Below are 16,921 nucleotides of genomic sequence, written 5' to 3'. Positions count from 1 at the left end.
TCGCGTACCCACATCACACCGCAAGGAGGATGACTTGAAACTCACCAGCCAGAGCTTCACCGACGGCGCCCGCATCCCGGGCGAATTCGCCTTCTGCATCCGGGCCGACGAAGGGCACGTCTGCCTGGGCGGCAACCGCAACCCGCAGCTGTCGTGGGCCGACGTGCCCGCGGGGACGAAGTCCTTCGTGCTCGTCTGCCACGACCCCGACGTGCCGAGCCAGGGCGACGACGTCAACCAGGAAGGCCGCACCGTGCCGGCCAGCCTGCCGCGGGTGGACTTCTTCCACTGGGTGGTGGTCGACCTGCCCGCCGAGCTGCGCGCGATCGACGCCGGCCACTTCTCCGCCGAGGTCACGCCGGGCGGCAAGCCCGGGCCGGAGGCCGCGCTCGGCGCCCGCCACGGCGTCAACGATTACACCGCCTGGTTCGCCGGCGATGAAGCCATGAAGGGCGACTATCACGGCTACGACGGTCCCTGCCCGCCGTGGAACGACGAGATCGTGCACCACTACGTGTTCACGCTGTACGCGCTCGACGTGGCGCGCTGCGCGGTCGAGGGCCGCTTCACCGGCCCGGACGTGCGCGCGGCGATCGCCGGCCACGTGCTCGCCGAGGCCAAGCTCACCGGCACCTATTCGCTCAACCCTGCGCTCGCCGCGGCGTAAGGGAAATAGGGGACAGACCCCGGAAATTGGGGTCTGTCCCCTATTTTCGCGCTGACCCGGAGTCGTCTGGATGTTTGAATTCCTGCAGGGGATCGCCTTTGGGCTGCTGGTCTCCTTCGTGCCCTGGTTCATGGCCGGGATGTACGACCCGCGCCTGGTGGTGCCGGAGGAGCTCGCCTCGCGCTGGCAGGTCATCCTGCGCTACGCGGTGGCCATGCCCTCGATCGCGACCGTGCTGCTGCTGACCTCGCTGTGGGGTGGCTTCGGCGCCAGCCTGGGCGGCTGGCTCGCCGGCCTCGCCGCGGCTCCGGCCGCGCTCTTCCTGGAGCGGCGCTGGCGGCGCTGGCGGCAGGCGCGTGCCGGCAAGGAGCGCGCCGCCGCGCGCGAGCGTGCGCGCACCGAGCTCGCGCGTGAACGCCGCGAGCGCGACCTGCTCACGCTGGACCCCGATTTCGTTCCTGCCGACGCCGATGCGGTGGTGATGCAGCTATGGGAGGTCAAGCGCGAACTCGTCGGCCTGCGTCGGCCCGATCTCGCCGTGCAGGCCGATCGCCTGTTCACCCGCTACCACCGCGCGCTCGACGTGCTCGACGAGAAGTTCGACCGCCGCGAAGTCACCTACGAGCGCGCCCGCGGCCTGGTGGGCGAGGTCGGCAGCGGCGCTGCCGCCGGGCTGGGAGCGATGGTCGCGCTGGTGCAGGGCAGCGTCGGGCTGGACGCCGACTTCGTGCGCGAGCGCCTGGAGCGCGAGGCTGCCCGCATCGGCGGCACCGAGCGCGAGGCGCTGCAGCGCCGGCTCGCGCTTGCCGACGAGACCGAACGCCGCCTGGGCGAGATCGCCGCCGGCAACGAGGCGGCGCTGACCGCGCTCGACCACGTCGCGGTGGCGGTGTCGCGCATCGACACCGGCCGCGGCCAGCCCGCCGGCGCCACCGAACAGGCCCTGCAGGAGCTGCGCCGCTTCGCCGAGCGCGCCGGCCTCTACGGCCGCCAGCAATGAACCGAGGAACCTCCCGATGAGCCTGCCGCTGCGATCCCTTCTCCGTATCCTCCCGCACGCCCCCGAGGGCGACCCGGGCGGCGGCGGGCGCCCGCGCTCGGGCCTGTCGCTGCCGCCGATCGAGGACATCGCGCGCGAGACCCTGCCGCCGCAGGACGCCGAGCCGGCGGAGGACGCCGAGCTCGCCCCGCTCGCCGACGCCTTCGTGCGCGACGCGCTCGCCGCCGGCGAGGAGGCCCTGCAGCGCCAGCGCGAGGCGGTCGACACCATGGGCATCGAGCTGCAGCGCCAGGCCGCCTGGCGCAGCGAGATGCTGCAGGCGCCGATCCGCAAGCTCGCCCACCAGGGCGACGAAGGCGGCCCGGTCGCGCAGGCCCTGCTCGCGCTGCGCGACAAGATGCAGGACCTCGACCCTGCGCGCCAGAAGCTGAGCGGCGAGGGCCTGTCGCGCGCGCTGTCCTTCATCCCCGGCGTCGGCAAGCCGATGCAGCGCTACTTCCAGAAATACGAGAAGGCGCAGGACGCGCTCGACGCCATCATCCGCGACCTGCAGGGCGGCGCCGACATGCTGCGCCGCGACAACCTCACCCTGGCCGACGACCAGCAATCCCTGCGCGCCATCCTCGCCCAGCTCGAACGCCAGGTCGAACTCGGCCGCATGATCGACCGCCGCCTGGCCTGCGAGGCCGCCTCCGCCAGCCTGCCCGCGCCGCGGCGCGCCTTCGTCGAGGAAGAGCTGCTCTTCCCGCTACGCCAGCGCGTCATCGACCTGCAGCAGCAGGTGGCGGTGAGCCAGCAGGGCGTGCTCGCGCTCGAGGTGGTGATCCGCAACAACCGCGAGCTCATCCGCGGCGTGGACCGCGCGATCAACGTCACCGTCTCGGCGCTCAACGTCGCCGTCACCGTCGCGCTCGGGCTGGCCAACCAGCGCCTCGTGCTCGACCGCGTCGCCGCGCTCAACGAGACCACCTCCGCGCTCATCGCCGGCACTGCCCAGGCCCTGCGCACCCAGGGGGTGGACATCCAGACCCGCGCCTCTTCGTCCATGCTCGACATGGGCCGGCTCGAACAGGCCTTCGGCGATGTGCTCGGCGCCATCGACGATCTGTCGCGCTACCGCCGCGAGGCCCTGCCCAAGCTCGATGCCCAGATCGACCGCCTCGCCGCGCTGGCGCGCCAGGGCGCGCAGGCCATCCGGCGCATGGACGAAGGCAACCGCGCCGAGCCGCAGCCTTAAGCCGGCGCTCGTCTTGTCCCCGGGCATGAACACCACCGCCCGGCTTGCCGCTTCCGTCGCTCCGGTGCGCCGCGACGCTTCCTGTAGGAGCGCCGCAGGCTCGCACGCGGGCTGTTCCCTCCGCACGCCCGGTTCGCTACCGGGTGCCGCGCTTCCTGTGGGAGCGCCGCAAGGCGCGATTGCGGCGATCGCTTCTTCGGGCCGCGGTCGCCGCGGTGTTGCCGCCGGGGCGACAGGCAGGAAGAGCGCTACGCCGATGCGCCGCGCGGGGGCCAGCCGGGCAGGGCGGCGGGAAGCAGCGCACGGATGCCGTGCGCGAGCGTGCCGGCACGTTCGAGCGCGTCGGCCAGGTGCTCGACCGCCGCCCACACCTCCGCCCGACGCAAGGTGAGCGCGGTCAGTTCTGCTGCATGCTCGAAGTCGTCGCGCCCGGGCAGCAGCCAGGACAGGTCCTCCGCCTTGCGCACTTCATGCAGCGCGCTGCCCCTGCACAGGCGCGCCTCCCCATCCGTGAACCGCTGCTCGGCCGCCGGTCCGGCCATCAGGCCCACCATCTGCGCGCGGATCTCGCGCTGCTGCGAGGTGGTGAAGGCCTCGATCTGTGCCCGCCCCTCGGGATGCGCGAGCAGGTGCTCGTAGCCCGTGCCGTCGGGATGCAGGCCGCCCTCGTTCATCAGCCAGCGCAGGAATTGCCGCGGCAGCACCAGGTCCGCCTTCTCGCACAGGCCCCACAGGCCGGTGCACATGCGCCCGTTGCGGATGTCGGTGCGCCAGGCCTCGGCCCCTTCCGCCGCCACCGCCAGCCGGTAGACCGACACGCCGCCGAGCGCGAACACCACCGCATGGCCGGCCTCGTGGATGCAGGTGGCGCGCCGCTGCGCGGGGGTCAGTATGGTCATGTTCGTGTTCCATGCGGGATGCTGGAGGCCGCCGGAGGATCGCGGCGGCAGGTCGAAGCTTTGCCCATCATGTGGGTGCTCGGTAGCGGGGATGCGCGCTCCATGCCCGGCGCATGGTCCGGGTCCTTGGGTGATCCATGCAGCCGAACGCACTCGTCAGGGTCGAGGCCGACGAACCCGCCAGACGCCTCGCCGTTCCATCGAGGCGGATGACACCCAGGCCGGGGTCGTCGAAAGCCTGCTCGAGCGCGCGCTGCGGCGAAGCCACGGTCAGGCGGATCTGCGGCGCTTTCGGCTCGCCCGCCCGCGCATCGTGGAAAAAGGTCCTGAATCCCCACTCGATCAAGCCCGTCCGGCTGACTCCGGGGACTCGCAGAGAAGTCGTCGGCTGTCGTCCGCAGGGAGGGGCCCCTCGTTGCAGCCAGTCAGAACGCCCGAACCCGTGCCGAATTCGCTGGATCAAGAAGACGATGGCGCCCGGTGCCCGGGCAAGGTGATGGTGAAGCATGTGGCACCTTCAGCCGACTGTGCACTGATCTGACCCCCGTGGGCCTGGACGATGGAGCGTGTGATGGCAAGCCCGAGCCCTGCGCCTTCACCGCGGGACTCGCGCTGGGCACTGCCGCGATGGAAGCGCTCGAAGATCCGCTCGATCTGGTCGCCGGGGATCGGATCGCCGACATTACAGACGGCGAGGCGGATGTCGGTGGCGTCCGCGTCAATCCTGATCGTGATCTGCCCCTCGTCCGGCGTGTGGCGCAGGGCGTTCGAAATCAGGTTCGACAAGGCGCGCCGCAGCATCAGTCGATCACCCTGGACGCTCGCCTGCCCCTCCCGAACGATGCGGACCTGGCGCTCTTCGGCCAGGGCCTCGTAGAAATCGATGAGTGCATCCGCCTCGAGCGCCAGGTCCACGGGTTCGCTGGCATGCGCCAGTGTGTTCTCCTCGGCCTTGGCGAGAAACAGCATGTCGCTGACCATGCGCGCGATGCGCTCGTACTCCTCGAGGTTCGACGCCAGGATGTCCTGGTACTCGTCGATCGTCCGTGGCCGCGATAGCGCGACCTGAGTCTGGGTCATCAGGTTCGAGATCGGCGTGCGCAGTTCGTGCGCGATGTCGGCCGAATAGTCGCCGAGGCGCTGGAACGCGGCCTCGAGCCGGGCGAGCATGCCGTTGAACGCCTCGGCGTGGTCGCGCACCTCCAGCGGTGCATCGTCGATGGAGAGACGCTCGGCGAGTTGTCGTGCCGACAGCCGGCGGGCGGTTTCGGTGACCCGGCGCAGGGGAGCGAGGCCCCGGTGCGCCGCAAACCAGCCGAAGAGCGCGGCCGCCATGGCTGCCGCGACCACGCCCGCCCAGGTGGCGTTGCGCACCGATGCGAGGAAATGGACGTGGTGCGACAGATCGAGTGCGACCAGCGCTGCGATCGTTTGGTCCTTCGACCCGCTGCGCGGCAGCGCGATGCCGACCTCGATCCCTCGATGGGGGCGCCCATCGACCGTCCAGTCGGTCACCACGCCCGATGGGGGTTCTCCAGCCCGCTGGGCAGCGGTGAAGTGCTCGGGATGGATGACGTTCAGCACGCGCCCGTCCACGTCGCGTAGCAGCACCCCCACGCTTTCGTGTCCAACGAAGGAGCGCTCGAGCGCCTGGATGCGTTCCGCGCGTCCGCCACTCGCAGCCTCATCCTGCAGCGTGTTGCGGATCAGCGTGACCTTGCCTTGCAGCTCGTGCATGTCCAGCTCCTGGAAATGCGCGTCCAGCATGCGGCCGAAGAGCACCGCCACCAGCACGAGCAGGCTCGCGGCGAGGACGGCAAACAGCGTCGCCAGGCGCGCCGTCAGCGAGTGGATGCGGATCATCGTCAGCTCGGCTCCATCGCTTCGAGCACGTAGCCCATGCCGCGCACGGTGCGGATCAGCTTGGGCTCGAAGGGGTCGTCGACCTTCACCCTCAGCCTGCGTACAGCGACCTCGATCACATTGGTGTCGCTGTCGAAGTTCATGTCCCACACCTGGGAGGCGATCAAGGAGCGCGGCAACACTTCACCCTTGCGCCGCAGCAGCAGTTCGAGCAGGGCGAATTCCTTGGCGGTCAGGTCGATGCGCTGCCCGCAGCGCGTCACGCGGCGGCGAAGCAGATCCAGTTCGAGATTCGCCGAGCGCAGGGTGTCCGGTTCATGGCTCCGCCCCCTGCGCAGCAGGGTGCGGACCCGGGCGAGGAACTCGGAGAATGCGAAGGGCTTGACCAGGTAATCATCGGCGCCAAGCTCGAGGCCACGAACGCGGTCCTCGATCTGGTCACGGGCGGTCAGGAACAACACCGGGTTCTCGCGACCGCTGCGACGCAGTGTCTGCAGGATGGCCCAGCCGTCCAGCGACGGCAGCATCACGTCCAGCACGATGAGGTCGTAGTCGCCGCTGAGCGCGAGGTGAAGTCCATCGAGGCCGTCGCGCGCGAGATCGACGACGAATCCGGCCTCGGTCAGGCCCTGGCGCAGGTAGTCGCCGGTCTTCACTTCGTCTTCGACGATCAGGATCTTCATTGTTTCGCTCCTACTCGGTTCGTGCTGCCGGTGACCGATTCTGCCTCCGGGGTGCGGGAGAGCAGGCGGAATTACAGAAATGTAATGTCCAGGTCAGGCCGACGACAGGCGGGCGGGCGCAACATGCCCTGCGTGGCACATCGTTCCGTATCGCGACGGAACCCCGCAACCGATGGGAGATCGATCATGAAACTGCGTTTATTCCGTCTCGCCGGGCTCATGCCCGTTGCCGCTCTGGCCGCAGCCCTGCACGGCAGTCCGGTCCTCGCTCAGACGACCGAGCAGGCGCAGACCTGGCCGCCCGCCGCGAGTGGCCCCGCACTTCAGGCCCGCATGAAGTCGATCCGTGCCGAGACCGACCCCGAACGTCGCATGGCCCTGATGGAGGAGCAGATCAAGGCCCTGGAGGCGGCATCGCAGGGCACGCCCGCCGGGTGCCCGATGATGGGCGGCCAGATGCAGGGAGGACCGATGGGCGCCGGCCCGATGATGAAGGGCGCCGCGGCTGGACCCGGGGCTGGAGGGATGGGCGGCATGATGATGGACCCGAGGCTCGTGCAGGAGCACATGAAGATGATGCAAGAGCACATGGGCATGATGCAGAACATGATGAAGATGCATCCGGCGGTCAAGCCGGCGATGCCCAACTGAGCCTCGAGATGCGGGGCGCCGACCTCGTCGATCGCCCCGCGTCCGGCTCAGGAGAAGATCAGCAAACGGATTTCCCCATGCAGAGACAGGTCATCCACGATGGTGGGGGGGTGGGCGTGGCCGTGGTGCTGATTCACCTGCCAGGCAGATGGAGATCCCCATGAGAAGCCGTCGTCGATTCCTCGCCACCAGCCTTGCGGCCGGTGTGCTTGCCGCTCACCGCAGCGCGTTCGCCCATGGCAAGGCCGAGCATCCCCACAAGGCTGCGTCCGATGCCCCCAAGGAACAGCAGGAATGGGGAATCGCGGGCGATGAGAGATCCGTTGCGAGAACGATCCCCATCGTGATGACCGATGCAATGCGTTTCGTCCCCGACCGTATCGCGATACACATGGGCGAGACGATCCGCTTCACCCACGAGAATCGCGGCACGGTGATGCACGAGATGGTCGTCGGCACGCCCGCGACGCTCGCCGAGCACGCCGAACTGATGCGGCGCTTCCCCGGGATGGAGCATGACGAGCCGTGGATGGCACATGTCGGCCCGGGTGGACGCGGGCAAATGATCTGGCACTTCAACCGCGCGGGGGACTTCCAGTTCGCCTGCCTGATTCCCGGCCATTTTCAGGCCGGCATGATCGGCACGATCAAGGTTGGCTGACAGAAATGTAATCCGTGCGTCAGCGTCCTGTCGGTGGGCGCTTCGCATAATCGTGGGGACTTTCGAATTTGCACGGATTTTCAATCCTTGGAGAAGCCCATCATGAAGAAGACCCTCATCACCACTGCCCTCCTGGCCGTGCTGGGGGGCGCTGCCCCGGCGGCGTTTGCGCAGGCCGAACACAGTGCCCATCACGGCGGGGCGAGTGCCGCGAGCGAGGCCGACGCCAAGCTCGCCGAGGGCACGGTCAAGAAGATCGACCAGTCGGCCGGCAAGCTCACCATCGCCCACGGCCCGCTCGAATCGCTCGGCATGCCGGCGATGACCATGGTGTTCCGCGCGGCGCGGCCGAACCTCCTCGATCAGGTCAAGGTCGGCGACAGGATCCGCTTCGCAGTCGAGAAGGTCGGCGGTGCGCTGACCGTGACGTCTCTCGAAGCTGCTCAGTGACGCTTGCCTCGCAGGTGCGTCGCGTTCCACTCTGACCATCCGACCGGGGGGAACCCCTCGGTGGACGAACGATGAGGCGGGTGGCGGAGGGCCTGCGCGTGCACTTCACCGCCTGCCGGAATCGTTCCCCGATGAAACCCACATTCGCAGTATCCTCCTCCCGCCTGCCACGCCCCGCAGCGCTCGCGCTGGTGTTCGCGCTCACGTTGGGAAGCAGTCATGCCTGGACGCAAGGCGTGCCCGACACCCCGACGCTCGGCGCGAGCCCCCAGGCGCTGATCGAGTATGCGCGCCAGAGCAACCCCGGCTTTGCCGCGGCCCGTGCGGAAGCGTCCGCCGCCCAGGAGCGCGTCACCCCTGCCGGCGCACTGCCCGATCCCACCTTCGAGATCGAGCTCATGGATGCCACCAACACCATGAGCGGACGTTCGGCCTCGCTGTTGCCCGGCCAGGTGGGTGAAACGCGCTACCGCATCACCCAGCCCTTGCCGGGGTGGGGCAAGCGCGACCTCGCGGTGAAGGCCGCCGAGGCGCAGGCCACCCAGGCCGATGCGATGCGCGACGCCTCCTGGGCCGAGCTCGCGGCAAAGATCGAGACGCTGTGGTTGCGCTACTACGCGGCCGACCGGGAGCGCGTCCTCAACCGCGAGGGCCTGACCCTGCTGCAAAGCCTGGAGGAACTCAGCCTGGCTCGTTACGAGCTGGGTCTGCTGCCGCAGCAGGCGGTGTTGCGCATGCAGCGCGAAATCACTGCCCAGCGCCTCGCGCTCGTGGAGGTCGAACAGCGGCGCAAGGGCCTGGCAGCGGGGCTCAACGGCCTGCTCGGGCGGGCGCACGACGCTCCACTGGCCGCGCCTGCCAATCCCGCCCCCTTGCCCGAGCAGCTGGAAGCTGGCGCCCTTTTCAAGGCGGCGGCCAGCGCCAACCCGGACGTGAATGCGGCCGCCTACGGCATCGACGTGGCGCGTGCCGAGCGCGAACGGACCTATCAGGACCGCTTGCCGGACTTCGCCGTGGGCGTGCGCAACAACCGTCCCGATGAGGGCAAGGCCTCGTGGGACGTGATGTTCGAGGTCATGATCCCGCTGCAGCAGTCCAGCCGTCGCGCCCGGGAGCGCGAAGCCGAGTACATGCTGATCGCCGCCGAAGCGCGTCGCGAGGACGCCAGGGCGCGCGCTTCCGGAGAACTCGGCACTGCATGGTCCATGTATGCGCAGGGCCGCGAGACCTTGCGCCTGCTCGAACACACGCTGCTGCCGCAGGCCCGGGCCACGCGCGATGCCAGCCGGGCGGCACTCGCCAGCGGCACGGTCGATTTCGACAGCGTCATCGAAGCCGAGCGCCAGCTCATCGACATCCGCATGCGCCAACTCCAGACCGAGCTCGAGACCCGGCTGGCGCTGACCGAGATCAGGAAATTGACAGGGGAATTGAATTGAGCGCTGCTGTCCGGATGACGACGATTGCCATCGCTGTGGCGATCGCTGCGGGTGCGGGGTACTGGTTCGCACAGGTGCAACATGCGGCGACGCCCGCCGCGCCGCTCGGCGCCGCGAACGCCACCGCGGCCGCAGCGCCTGCCGCACCCGCGGCTGCGGCCGAAGGGGAGCGCAAGATCCTCTATTACCGCAACCCGATGGGTCTGCCCGACACCTCGCCGGTGCCGAAGAAGGACTCGATGGGCATGGACTACATCCCGGTCTATGCCGACGACAAGCCGGACGACAGCGGCACGGTGGTGGTGAGCCCGGCGCGCATCCAGACCCTGGGCGTGAAGACCGCCGCGGTGGAGCTGCGCGCGGTGGATTCGGCCGTGCGTGCCAGCGGCCGCATCGAGATCGACGAGCGCACCCAGGTCGTGGTGGCGCCGCGCTTCGAGGGCTGGATCGAGCGCCTGCATGTGAATGCGGTCGGCGACCCGGTGAAGAAGGGGCAGCCGCTCTTTACCGCCTACAGCCCGGAACTGCAATCGACTGGCGAGGAGTTGCGCATCGCCGAGCGTCTTGCCCGCCAGAGCGCCACTGAGGATCCGGTCGCGAGCGAATCCGCGCGGCGTCTGGCCGAGGCGACGCGTGCGCGCCTGCGCAATCTGGAGGTGGCGGGCCAGGCCGGCGCACGCCAGGTCTTCCACGCACCGGTGAGCGGCGTCGTGCTGGAGAAGGAAGCCATCCAGGGCGGCCGCTTCATGCCCGGCGAGGCGCTGTTCCGCATCGCCGACCTGTCGAAGGTGTGGATCATCGCCGACGTCTATGAACAGGATCTCGCCCGGGTGCAACCCGGCCAGCGTGCGCAGGTCACGCTCGAGGCGTACCCCGGCCGCAGCTTCGAGGCGCGGGTAGGCTATCTGTATCCGACGCTCGACGCCGCCACCCGCAGTACCCGGGTACGGCTCGAACTGGACAACGCGCAAGGCCTGCTGCGCCCCGGGATGTTTGCTCAGGTCTCGCTCGCGGCGGGCGACGCCAGCCCGAGGACGGTGGTGCCGAGCTCGGCGATCATCGACGATGGCGAACGGCGGGTCGTGCTGATTGCGCTCGGCGAAGGGCGCTTCAAGCCGCAGCCGGTGAAGCTGGGCGAGCGCGGCCGCGAGGTGGTCGAGGTGCTCGAAGGCGTGGCGACGGGCGATCGCGTCGTGGTGTCAGCCAACTTCCTGATCGACTCGGAAAGCCAGCTCAAGGCGGCACTCTCCAACCTGGTCGAGCCCGATGCCGGCGATCAGTCCCAAGCGAGCCCGACCCGTTACGAAGCGCAAGGGACGTTCGATGCACTCGACGCCGAAGGCGGCAGCGTGACGATGACGCATGGCGAGATCCCGGCCCTCCAGTGGCCGGCGATGACCATGGACTTCATGATTGCCGATCCGGCGCTGGTGAAGAGCATCGCCCCAGGCTCGCCGGTGCGGTTCGTCTTCGAGGCGGGTGAGCCAGGCGAGTACATCATCACCGGGATCGAGCCGGTTGCAGGCACTGCGCCTGCACCGAGCGCCGGCGGTCACGGGGGGCACTGAGATGCATGCCCCTGTGACAGACTCTTCGAACGTCGTGCCAACCGACGCGGCAGCCAGACCGGCAGCACCCGGCCTGCTCGACCGCGTCATCGACTGGTCGGCGCGCAACGTCTTCCTGGTACTGCTGGCCACGCTGTTCCTGATCGGGGGTGGCGTGTATGCGGTCAAGCACACGCCGCTCGACGCGCTGCCCGACCTGTCCGACGTGCAGGTGATCGTCTACACCGACTACCCCGGGCAGGCGCCGCAGGTGGTCGAGGACCAGGTCACCTATCCGCTCACCACCTCGATGCTGGCGGTGCCGCGCGCGAAGGTGGTGCGCGGCTTCTCGATGTTCGGCGCGTCCTATGTGTATGTGATCTTCGAGGACGGCACCGACATCTACTGGGCACGCTCGCGCGTGCTGGAGTACCTGAGTACCGCAGCGAGCCGCCTGCCGCAGGGCGTGGCGCCGCAGATCGGGCCGGACGCCACCGGCGTGGGCTGGGTCTATCAATATGCGGTTCTGGGCAAGGACATGAGCCTGGCCGACACGCGCAGCCTGCAGGACTGGTACGTGCGCTACCAGCTCACCAAGGCGCAGGGCGTGTCCGAGGTGGCGAGCCTGGGCGGCTTCGTGCGCGAGTACCAGGTCACCGTCGATCCGCTGCGCCTCGCCGGCTACGGCATCACGCTCGATGCGGTGACGCAGGCGATCCGCGCCTCCAACCGCGACGTCGGCGGCCGGGTGGTGGAGCTCGCCGAGAAGGAATACATGGTGCGCGGCCGGGGTTACCTGCAAAGCGTGCAGGACATCGCCGACATCGTGCTCAAGGCCGAGCGCGGCACGCCGGTGCGCGTAGGCGACGTGGCCCGCGTCGAGCTGGTGCCGGCCGAGCGGCGCGGCATTGCCGAGCTGAACGGCGAGGGCGAGGTGGCCTCGGGCATCGTGATGGCGCGCTTCGGCCAGAACGCACTCGACGTGATCGCCAACGTCAAGGCCAAGATCGCCGAGATCACGCCCGGCCTGCCGGCAGGCGCCGAGATCGTGCCGGTGTACGACCGCTCCGAACTGATCGAGCGCGCGATCGGCAACCTGAAATGGACGCTGCTCGAGGAGAGCCTGATCGTCGCCGCGGTGTGCGTGATCTTCCTGCTCCATGTGAGGAGCGCGCTGGTGGCCATCATCACGCTGCCGCTCGGCATCCTGTTCGCCTTCATCGCCATGCGCTCGCTCGGCCTGGGCTCGAACATCATGAGCCTGGGCGGCATCGCGATCGCGATCGGGGCGATGGTCGATGCCGCGATCGTGATGATCGAGAACGCGCACAAGCACATCGAGCGGCTGCCCGCAGGGGCGGACCAGAAGGCGCGCGGCGCCGCGATCGTGCTCGCGTGCAAGGAGGTCGGGCCGGCGCTGTTCTTCTCGCTGCTGATCATCACCGTGTCCTTCCTGCCGGTGTTCGCACTCGAAGGCCAGGAGGGCCGGCTGTTCTCGCCGCTCGCCTTCACCAAGACCTTCGCCATGGCCGGGGCCGCGCTGCTGTCGGTGACCCTGGTGCCGGTGCTGATGCTGTTCTTCGTGCGCGGGCGCATCCTGCCCGAGGCGAAGAACCCGGTGAACCGGCTGCTGATCTGGCTGTACCGCCCGATCATCCAGGGCGTGCTGCGTTTCAAGGTCCTCACGCTCGTGCTCGCCGTGCTGGCGATGGCCGCGACCGTCGTCCCCGCGCGCCAGATCGGCTCGGAGTTCATGCCGACCTTGAATGAAGGCACGCTGTTCTACATGCCGGCGGCGCTGCCGGGGATGTCGGTGACCGAGGCCGGGCGCCTGCTCGCCACGACGAACCGCATCATCAAGACCTTCCCCGAGGTGGAATCCGTCTACGGCAAGGCCGGCCGCGCCAACACCGCGACCGACCCGGCGCCGCTGGAGATGTTCGAGACGGTGATCAACCTGAAGCCGCAGGATCAGTGGCGGCCTGGGATGACCACCGACAAGCTGATCGCCGAGATGGACGCTGCGCTCAAGTTCCCGGGGCTGGCCAACTCATGGACCATGCCGATCAAGGCGCGCATCGACATGTTGAGCACCGGCATCCGCACCCCGGTGGGGGTGAAGGTCTTCGGCAAGGACCTGGAGACGCTGGAGAAGGTGGCGCAGGCGGTGGAGGCGGCCGTGCGCAAGTTGCCGGGCGCGAGCAGCGCCTACGCCGAGCGCGTGGCCGGTGGCTACTACGTGGACATCGTGCCGCGCCGCGACCAGCTCGCGCGCTACGGGCTCACCATCGACATGGTGCAGGACGTGATCGCCACCGCGCTCGGCGGCGAGATGGTGACGACCACGGTCGAGGGTCTGGAGCGCTACGGCGTGTCGGTACGCTATGCGCGCGGCTTGCGCGACGACCCGGCGCGGCTCGCGTCCGACGTCTTCGTGCCGACGATGAACGGCCCGATCCCGCTCGGCCAGGTGGCCGAGGTCAAGCTGACGCGTGGCGCCCCGGGCATCCGCACCGAGAACGCGCTGCTCGCGGCCTACGTGTATGTCGACACCCGCGAGGCCGACCTCGGCGCCTTCGTCAAGCGCGCGCAGCAGGCGGTGGCCGAGGAAGTCGCGTTCCCGCAGGGCTATTACGCCACCTGGAGCGGCCAGTTCGAGAACATGGAGCGCGCCAAGGAGAAGATGAAGATCGTCGTGCCGGTGACGCTGGCGCTGATCTTCGTGCTGCTCTACCTCAACTTCCGCCGGCTCACCGAGACCCTGATCGTGATGCTGTCGGTGCCCTTCGCGCTGGTGGGCGGGGTGTGGCTGATGTGGTGGCTGGGCTACCAGATGAGCGTGGCGGTGGCGGTGGGCTTCATCGCGCTCGCCGGGGTGGCGGCGGAGACCGGCGTGATCATGCTGATCTACCTGGACCACGCATGGAAGGCAGTCTGCGCGCGCAGGCAGGCCGAGGGCCGCGCGGCCGGCATCGCTGATCTCTACGCGGCGATCATGGAAGGCGCGGTCGAGCGCGTGCGGCCGAAGATGATGACCGTGGTGGCGATCATGGCCGGCCTGTTGCCCATCATGTGGAGTACCGGCACCGGCGCCGAGGTGATGAGCCGCATCGCCGCGCCGATGGTGGGCGGCATGGTGTCCTCGACCTTGCTGACGCTGGCGGTGATCCCGGCGCTGTATGCGCTGGTCAAGCAGTGGGAGCTGCGCCGAAGCGCCAAGACAGCACCCGCGCAGGCGCTGGCCACGGTGTCGGATCTGTAATGCAGCGGTCAGTGGTGCGACCGCATCATGGGCGCAGGCTGTTTCCAAGGCTCCATCGCCGGGTTACCGCTGAACATCATGAAGACCATGGCGATGCTTGCCCGGCGGAAATCCCTGCGAAGATCCTTCAGTACCCGGTGTCGCCGGACTGCTCGACGCCGCCCGGCCGTTTCAGTCCCGAGCCCGCTTCATAAGGATGCCGATCGACATGAAGACCCTGAAAATCCTCTGGCAGCGACTCGTCACGCCGGAAGGCGACACCTGCGAGCGCTGCGGCAGCACGCACGATGCCATCGTCCAGGTCATGCCCACGCTGCGGGACGTGCTGCGGCCGTTGGGCATCATGCCCGTCCTGGAGACGCGGGAGATCGCGCTCGACGCCTTCAAGGGCATGCCTTCGGAATCGAACCGGATCTGGATCGCCGGGCGCTCGATCGAGGACTGGCTCGACGCGAGCGTCGGCAAGAGCACCTGCTGCTCGGCCTGTGGCGGGGCGGAGTGCCGGACGCTGGAGATCGGCAGCGAGACCTTCGAGGCGATTCCCGAACAACTGATCCTGAAGGCCGCGCTGCTGGCCGCAGCCGCATCCCTCGGCGCTGGCGGCGACGAAGGGTCCGGCTGCTGTGTCCAGCAGCCAGGCTGCCGTCCCGGCGCTTGATCAGCGGACGCCCGAAATGCGGCGACCCGACCCGCTCGGCAGGTTTCTCTTTGCCCTCATCAGTCTCACGGCCGTGGCGGTGGTGGCGTTGGCGGTGATGTCGGAGTACGCGCCGGCGCGGTCGCCCCCGACTTTGACACCACCAAGTCACACGCCCCGCCACATGGCGCGCAGCGCAAGGCGTCCGACGAGGGGCCGGAAACGGGCGTGTATCTATGTGGGAGTCGCGCTCAATCGAGCTTGAGGATGGCCGGCGTCGGCATGATCTTCAATGCTTTCAGTCGGTTGGCTGCTTACGTCGTCGGCTCGGTGATCTGCCAGACGGTGCCGTTGGGGCTGGACAATTGCGCAAGCTGGATGCGCCTGAGATCGTCGCGGATGTTGCGCCAAGTGTCCTGGCAGGCGTGCTCGATCACGCGCTCCAGGAGCAATGCCAGCACCGTGATCGCTATATGGGCGTGGATGCGGTGCGGCGCCCAGTTGAACATGGGGCGCATGCGCAGGCCGCCCTTCATCGTGCGCCAGGCCTCTTCGACTCGCTGCTGCTGCTTGTAGCCGAGCGCCATGTCCTCGGCGGTGAGGGTGTCGTCGTTGCTGTGGACGACGAACTTGCCGTCGAAACGTTCGAGCTCGGCGATGCCCTGGCGGTCGATCGCCAGGCCGTGCTTGGTCTCTTTCAAGAAGCGCCTGTAGCGCGCATACGCGCTTGCTGTGTCCGCCCTCGTCCTGATCGGCCAGGCAGGCGAGTTCGGCCTCGAGCTCAAGGATGCGCTCGGCGCGATAGGTGCGCTGTCGATGGGCCTCCTGTGGGTTGAAGCACACTGCATAGCGCCGCCGCCTACGACGACCTCCTTGACTTCGAGGTTGTCGGCTATCTTGCGGTAGCGGCCCGGGCGCAATAGCACCGCTTCGGTGACCTCGTCGCCACGGCGCATCGGAATCGCCTCAGGTACTTGCCGCCGCCCTTCGCGAGCGCCTGGAAGTTCGCCTGCGAGACCATCCCGGCGTCACCGACGAACAGGCTGCAGGTGAGCTGCCAGCCCTTCAGATCTTCCTTGACCCGGGCCACCGTGGTGACATTGACGGTGTCGCCCTGAAACACCCAGTGGCGCACCGCAAAGCCGTCGCGCGTGACCGCCAAGCCGACCACGATCTGCGGCGCATCGCCCCGCCCGTTTGCTGTAACCGCGCTTGCGGGGCGCCACGTAGCGCTTGGCGCCGGCCGCGACGCTACCCTGCATCTGGCCATCAAGGTCGCCCGCATCCTCGTTGTCGATCTCGAAGTGCAATGAGGTGGTGTCGTAGAACACGATCTCCACGTCTAGGCTCAACAGGTCGGCGACCTGGAAGAAGATCGCCTGCTCGATGGCGGCCTTGTTCGCCTCGAGGAAGTCCATCGCGCGGTAGAGCTGGTGCAGCGCCAGGGCCTGCGTGCCTTCGATATGCACCTCCTCCTCGAGCTACTGTTCATGACAGTAGAGTTTGGAGCCCGGCGCACAGGCGCGATTGGCCACCAGCGCGAACAAGGCCCGCTCCAACTCGAAGCCGAAGCGCCGCCCCTCGGCCTGCGCACGTACGATGGCGTCGATCCCGAGCCGCCGCCAAACTGCCTCAAGCGCATGCACATCGCCATAGGGCCAGGCGCACACCAGCTGCCAGCCCGGATCGTCGGCAACGATGGTCTCGGGCGAGCATCGGCGCAGGATACTCTTGGCAAGACGGCGCAGCCGCTCAATGACCTCCGGATCGTCTGCACGGCCGCAGTTGAACACGATCCGGGCCTGTGAGCGCCCCTTCGAGGCATCCCACACGTTCTCAGCCAGTTGCAGGTAGGTGATCTCCCGTCCGTCGGCCCGCTTCTGTTTGCTCTGTCTCAGGTACATGTGCAGCACAGTAGCGGCTTC

Annotated in this window: 16 protein-coding genes; 10 read left to right on the top strand and 6 right to left on the bottom strand. The window is 68.5% G+C overall.

Translation table 11 applies throughout. The features are described from left to right. The first annotated feature begins 34 nt into the window (after positions 1–34). The 3 genes from TMZ1T_RS19655 (at position 35) to TMZ1T_RS19645 (ending at position 2,904) form a co-directional block, all read left to right on the top strand. Positions 35–667, top strand: coding sequence for a YbhB/YbcL family Raf kinase inhibitor-like protein (locus TMZ1T_RS19655; RefSeq protein WP_012586309.1), 633 nt, complete (start codon positions 35–37; stop codon positions 665–667). Positions 668–737: 70 nt separating this feature from the next. Beyond that, positions 738–1,667 (top strand): hypothetical protein, encoded by a 930-nt coding sequence (locus TMZ1T_RS19650; protein WP_012586308.1) that lies wholly within the window; start codon positions 738–740, stop codon positions 1,665–1,667. Positions 1,668–1,683: 16 nt separating this feature from the next. Then, positions 1,684–2,904 (top strand): toxic anion resistance protein, encoded by a 1,221-nt coding sequence (locus TMZ1T_RS19645; protein WP_004322378.1) that lies wholly within the window; start codon positions 1,684–1,686, stop codon positions 2,902–2,904. A gap of 248 nt (positions 2,905–3,152) precedes the next feature. Here the strand turns inward: TMZ1T_RS19645 and TMZ1T_RS19640 are convergent, their stop codons facing one another. The 3 genes from TMZ1T_RS19640 to TMZ1T_RS19625 form a co-directional block, all read right to left on the bottom strand. Beyond that, entirely contained in the window at positions 3,153–3,803 is a 651-nt protein-coding gene (locus tag TMZ1T_RS19640; protein WP_004322380.1) for a hypothetical protein, read from the bottom strand. 459 nt (positions 3,804–4,262) lie between these two features. Continuing rightward, complete coding sequence (locus TMZ1T_RS19630; protein ID WP_004322385.1) at positions 4,263–5,666, bottom strand: heavy metal sensor histidine kinase; 1,404 nt, start codon at positions 5,664–5,666, stop codon at positions 4,263–4,265. A 2-nt stretch (positions 5,667–5,668) separates the two neighbouring features. Continuing rightward, positions 5,669–6,349, bottom strand: a complete 681-nt coding sequence (locus TMZ1T_RS19625; protein ID WP_012586307.1) for a heavy metal response regulator transcription factor — start codon at positions 6,347–6,349, stop codon at positions 5,669–5,671. A gap of 186 nt (positions 6,350–6,535) precedes the next feature. Between TMZ1T_RS19625 and TMZ1T_RS19620 the strand changes: the two genes are divergently transcribed. From TMZ1T_RS19620 to TMZ1T_RS19590, 7 genes are all read left to right on the top strand, one after another. Beyond that, positions 6,536–7,000, top strand: a complete 465-nt coding sequence (locus TMZ1T_RS19620; protein WP_004322389.1) for a hypothetical protein — start codon at positions 6,536–6,538, stop codon at positions 6,998–7,000. A 160-nt stretch (positions 7,001–7,160) separates the two neighbouring features. Next, positions 7,161–7,661: a cupredoxin domain-containing protein gene (locus tag TMZ1T_RS19615; RefSeq protein ID WP_012586306.1), complete on the top strand. Its 501-nt coding sequence runs from the start codon at positions 7,161–7,163 to the stop codon at positions 7,659–7,661. Between the two features lie 102 nt (positions 7,662–7,763). Continuing rightward, the gene (locus tag TMZ1T_RS19610) at positions 7,764–8,111 is read left to right on the top strand and encodes a copper-binding protein (protein WP_012586305.1); all 348 of its coding nucleotides are present in this window, start codon (positions 7,764–7,766) and stop codon (positions 8,109–8,111) included. Between the two features lie 131 nt (positions 8,112–8,242). Continuing rightward, on the top strand, positions 8,243–9,550 hold the full coding sequence (locus TMZ1T_RS19605; RefSeq protein WP_261789098.1) for a TolC family protein: 1,308 nt from the start codon (positions 8,243–8,245) through the stop codon (positions 9,548–9,550). A 14-nt stretch (positions 9,551–9,564) separates the two neighbouring features. Continuing rightward, complete coding sequence (locus TMZ1T_RS19600; RefSeq protein ID WP_012586303.1) at positions 9,565–11,118, top strand: efflux RND transporter periplasmic adaptor subunit; 1,554 nt, start codon at positions 9,565–9,567, stop codon at positions 11,116–11,118. A gap of 1 nt (position 11,119) precedes the next feature. After that, positions 11,120–14,359 carry an efflux RND transporter permease subunit gene (locus TMZ1T_RS19595; RefSeq protein WP_012586302.1) on the top strand — a complete coding sequence of 1,080 codons (3,240 nt, stop codon included), beginning with the start codon at positions 11,120–11,122 and terminating at the stop codon, positions 14,357–14,359. Positions 14,360–14,555: 196 nt separating this feature from the next. After that, positions 14,556–15,017: a DUF2703 domain-containing protein gene (locus tag TMZ1T_RS19590; RefSeq protein ID WP_004301070.1), complete on the top strand. Its 462-nt coding sequence runs from the start codon at positions 14,556–14,558 to the stop codon at positions 15,015–15,017. A gap of 293 nt (positions 15,018–15,310) precedes the next feature. Here TMZ1T_RS19590 and TMZ1T_RS20325 read toward each other — a convergent pair whose 3' ends face one another. The 3 genes from TMZ1T_RS20325 to TMZ1T_RS20315 form a co-directional block, all read right to left on the bottom strand. Further along, positions 15,311–15,844, bottom strand: a complete 534-nt coding sequence (locus tag TMZ1T_RS20325) for an IS1634 family transposase (RefSeq protein WP_261789209.1) — start codon at positions 15,842–15,844, stop codon at positions 15,311–15,313. A 180-nt stretch (positions 15,845–16,024) separates the two neighbouring features. Further along, positions 16,025–16,465, bottom strand: a complete 441-nt coding sequence (locus TMZ1T_RS20320) for a hypothetical protein (RefSeq protein ID WP_004301075.1) — start codon at positions 16,463–16,465, stop codon at positions 16,025–16,027. A gap of 12 nt (positions 16,466–16,477) precedes the next feature. Beyond that, positions 16,478–16,900, bottom strand: a complete 423-nt coding sequence (locus tag TMZ1T_RS20315) for a hypothetical protein (RefSeq protein ID WP_144312191.1) — start codon at positions 16,898–16,900, stop codon at positions 16,478–16,480. Positions 16,901–16,921 lie beyond the last annotated feature (21 nt).

This window comes from Thauera aminoaromatica, assembly GCF_000021765.1.
Classification (GTDB): domain Bacteria; phylum Pseudomonadota; class Gammaproteobacteria; order Burkholderiales; family Rhodocyclaceae; genus Thauera; species Thauera aminoaromatica.
The sequence above is the reverse complement of the archived record's forward strand: the minus strand, read 5'-3'. Positions and strand labels throughout refer to the sequence as shown.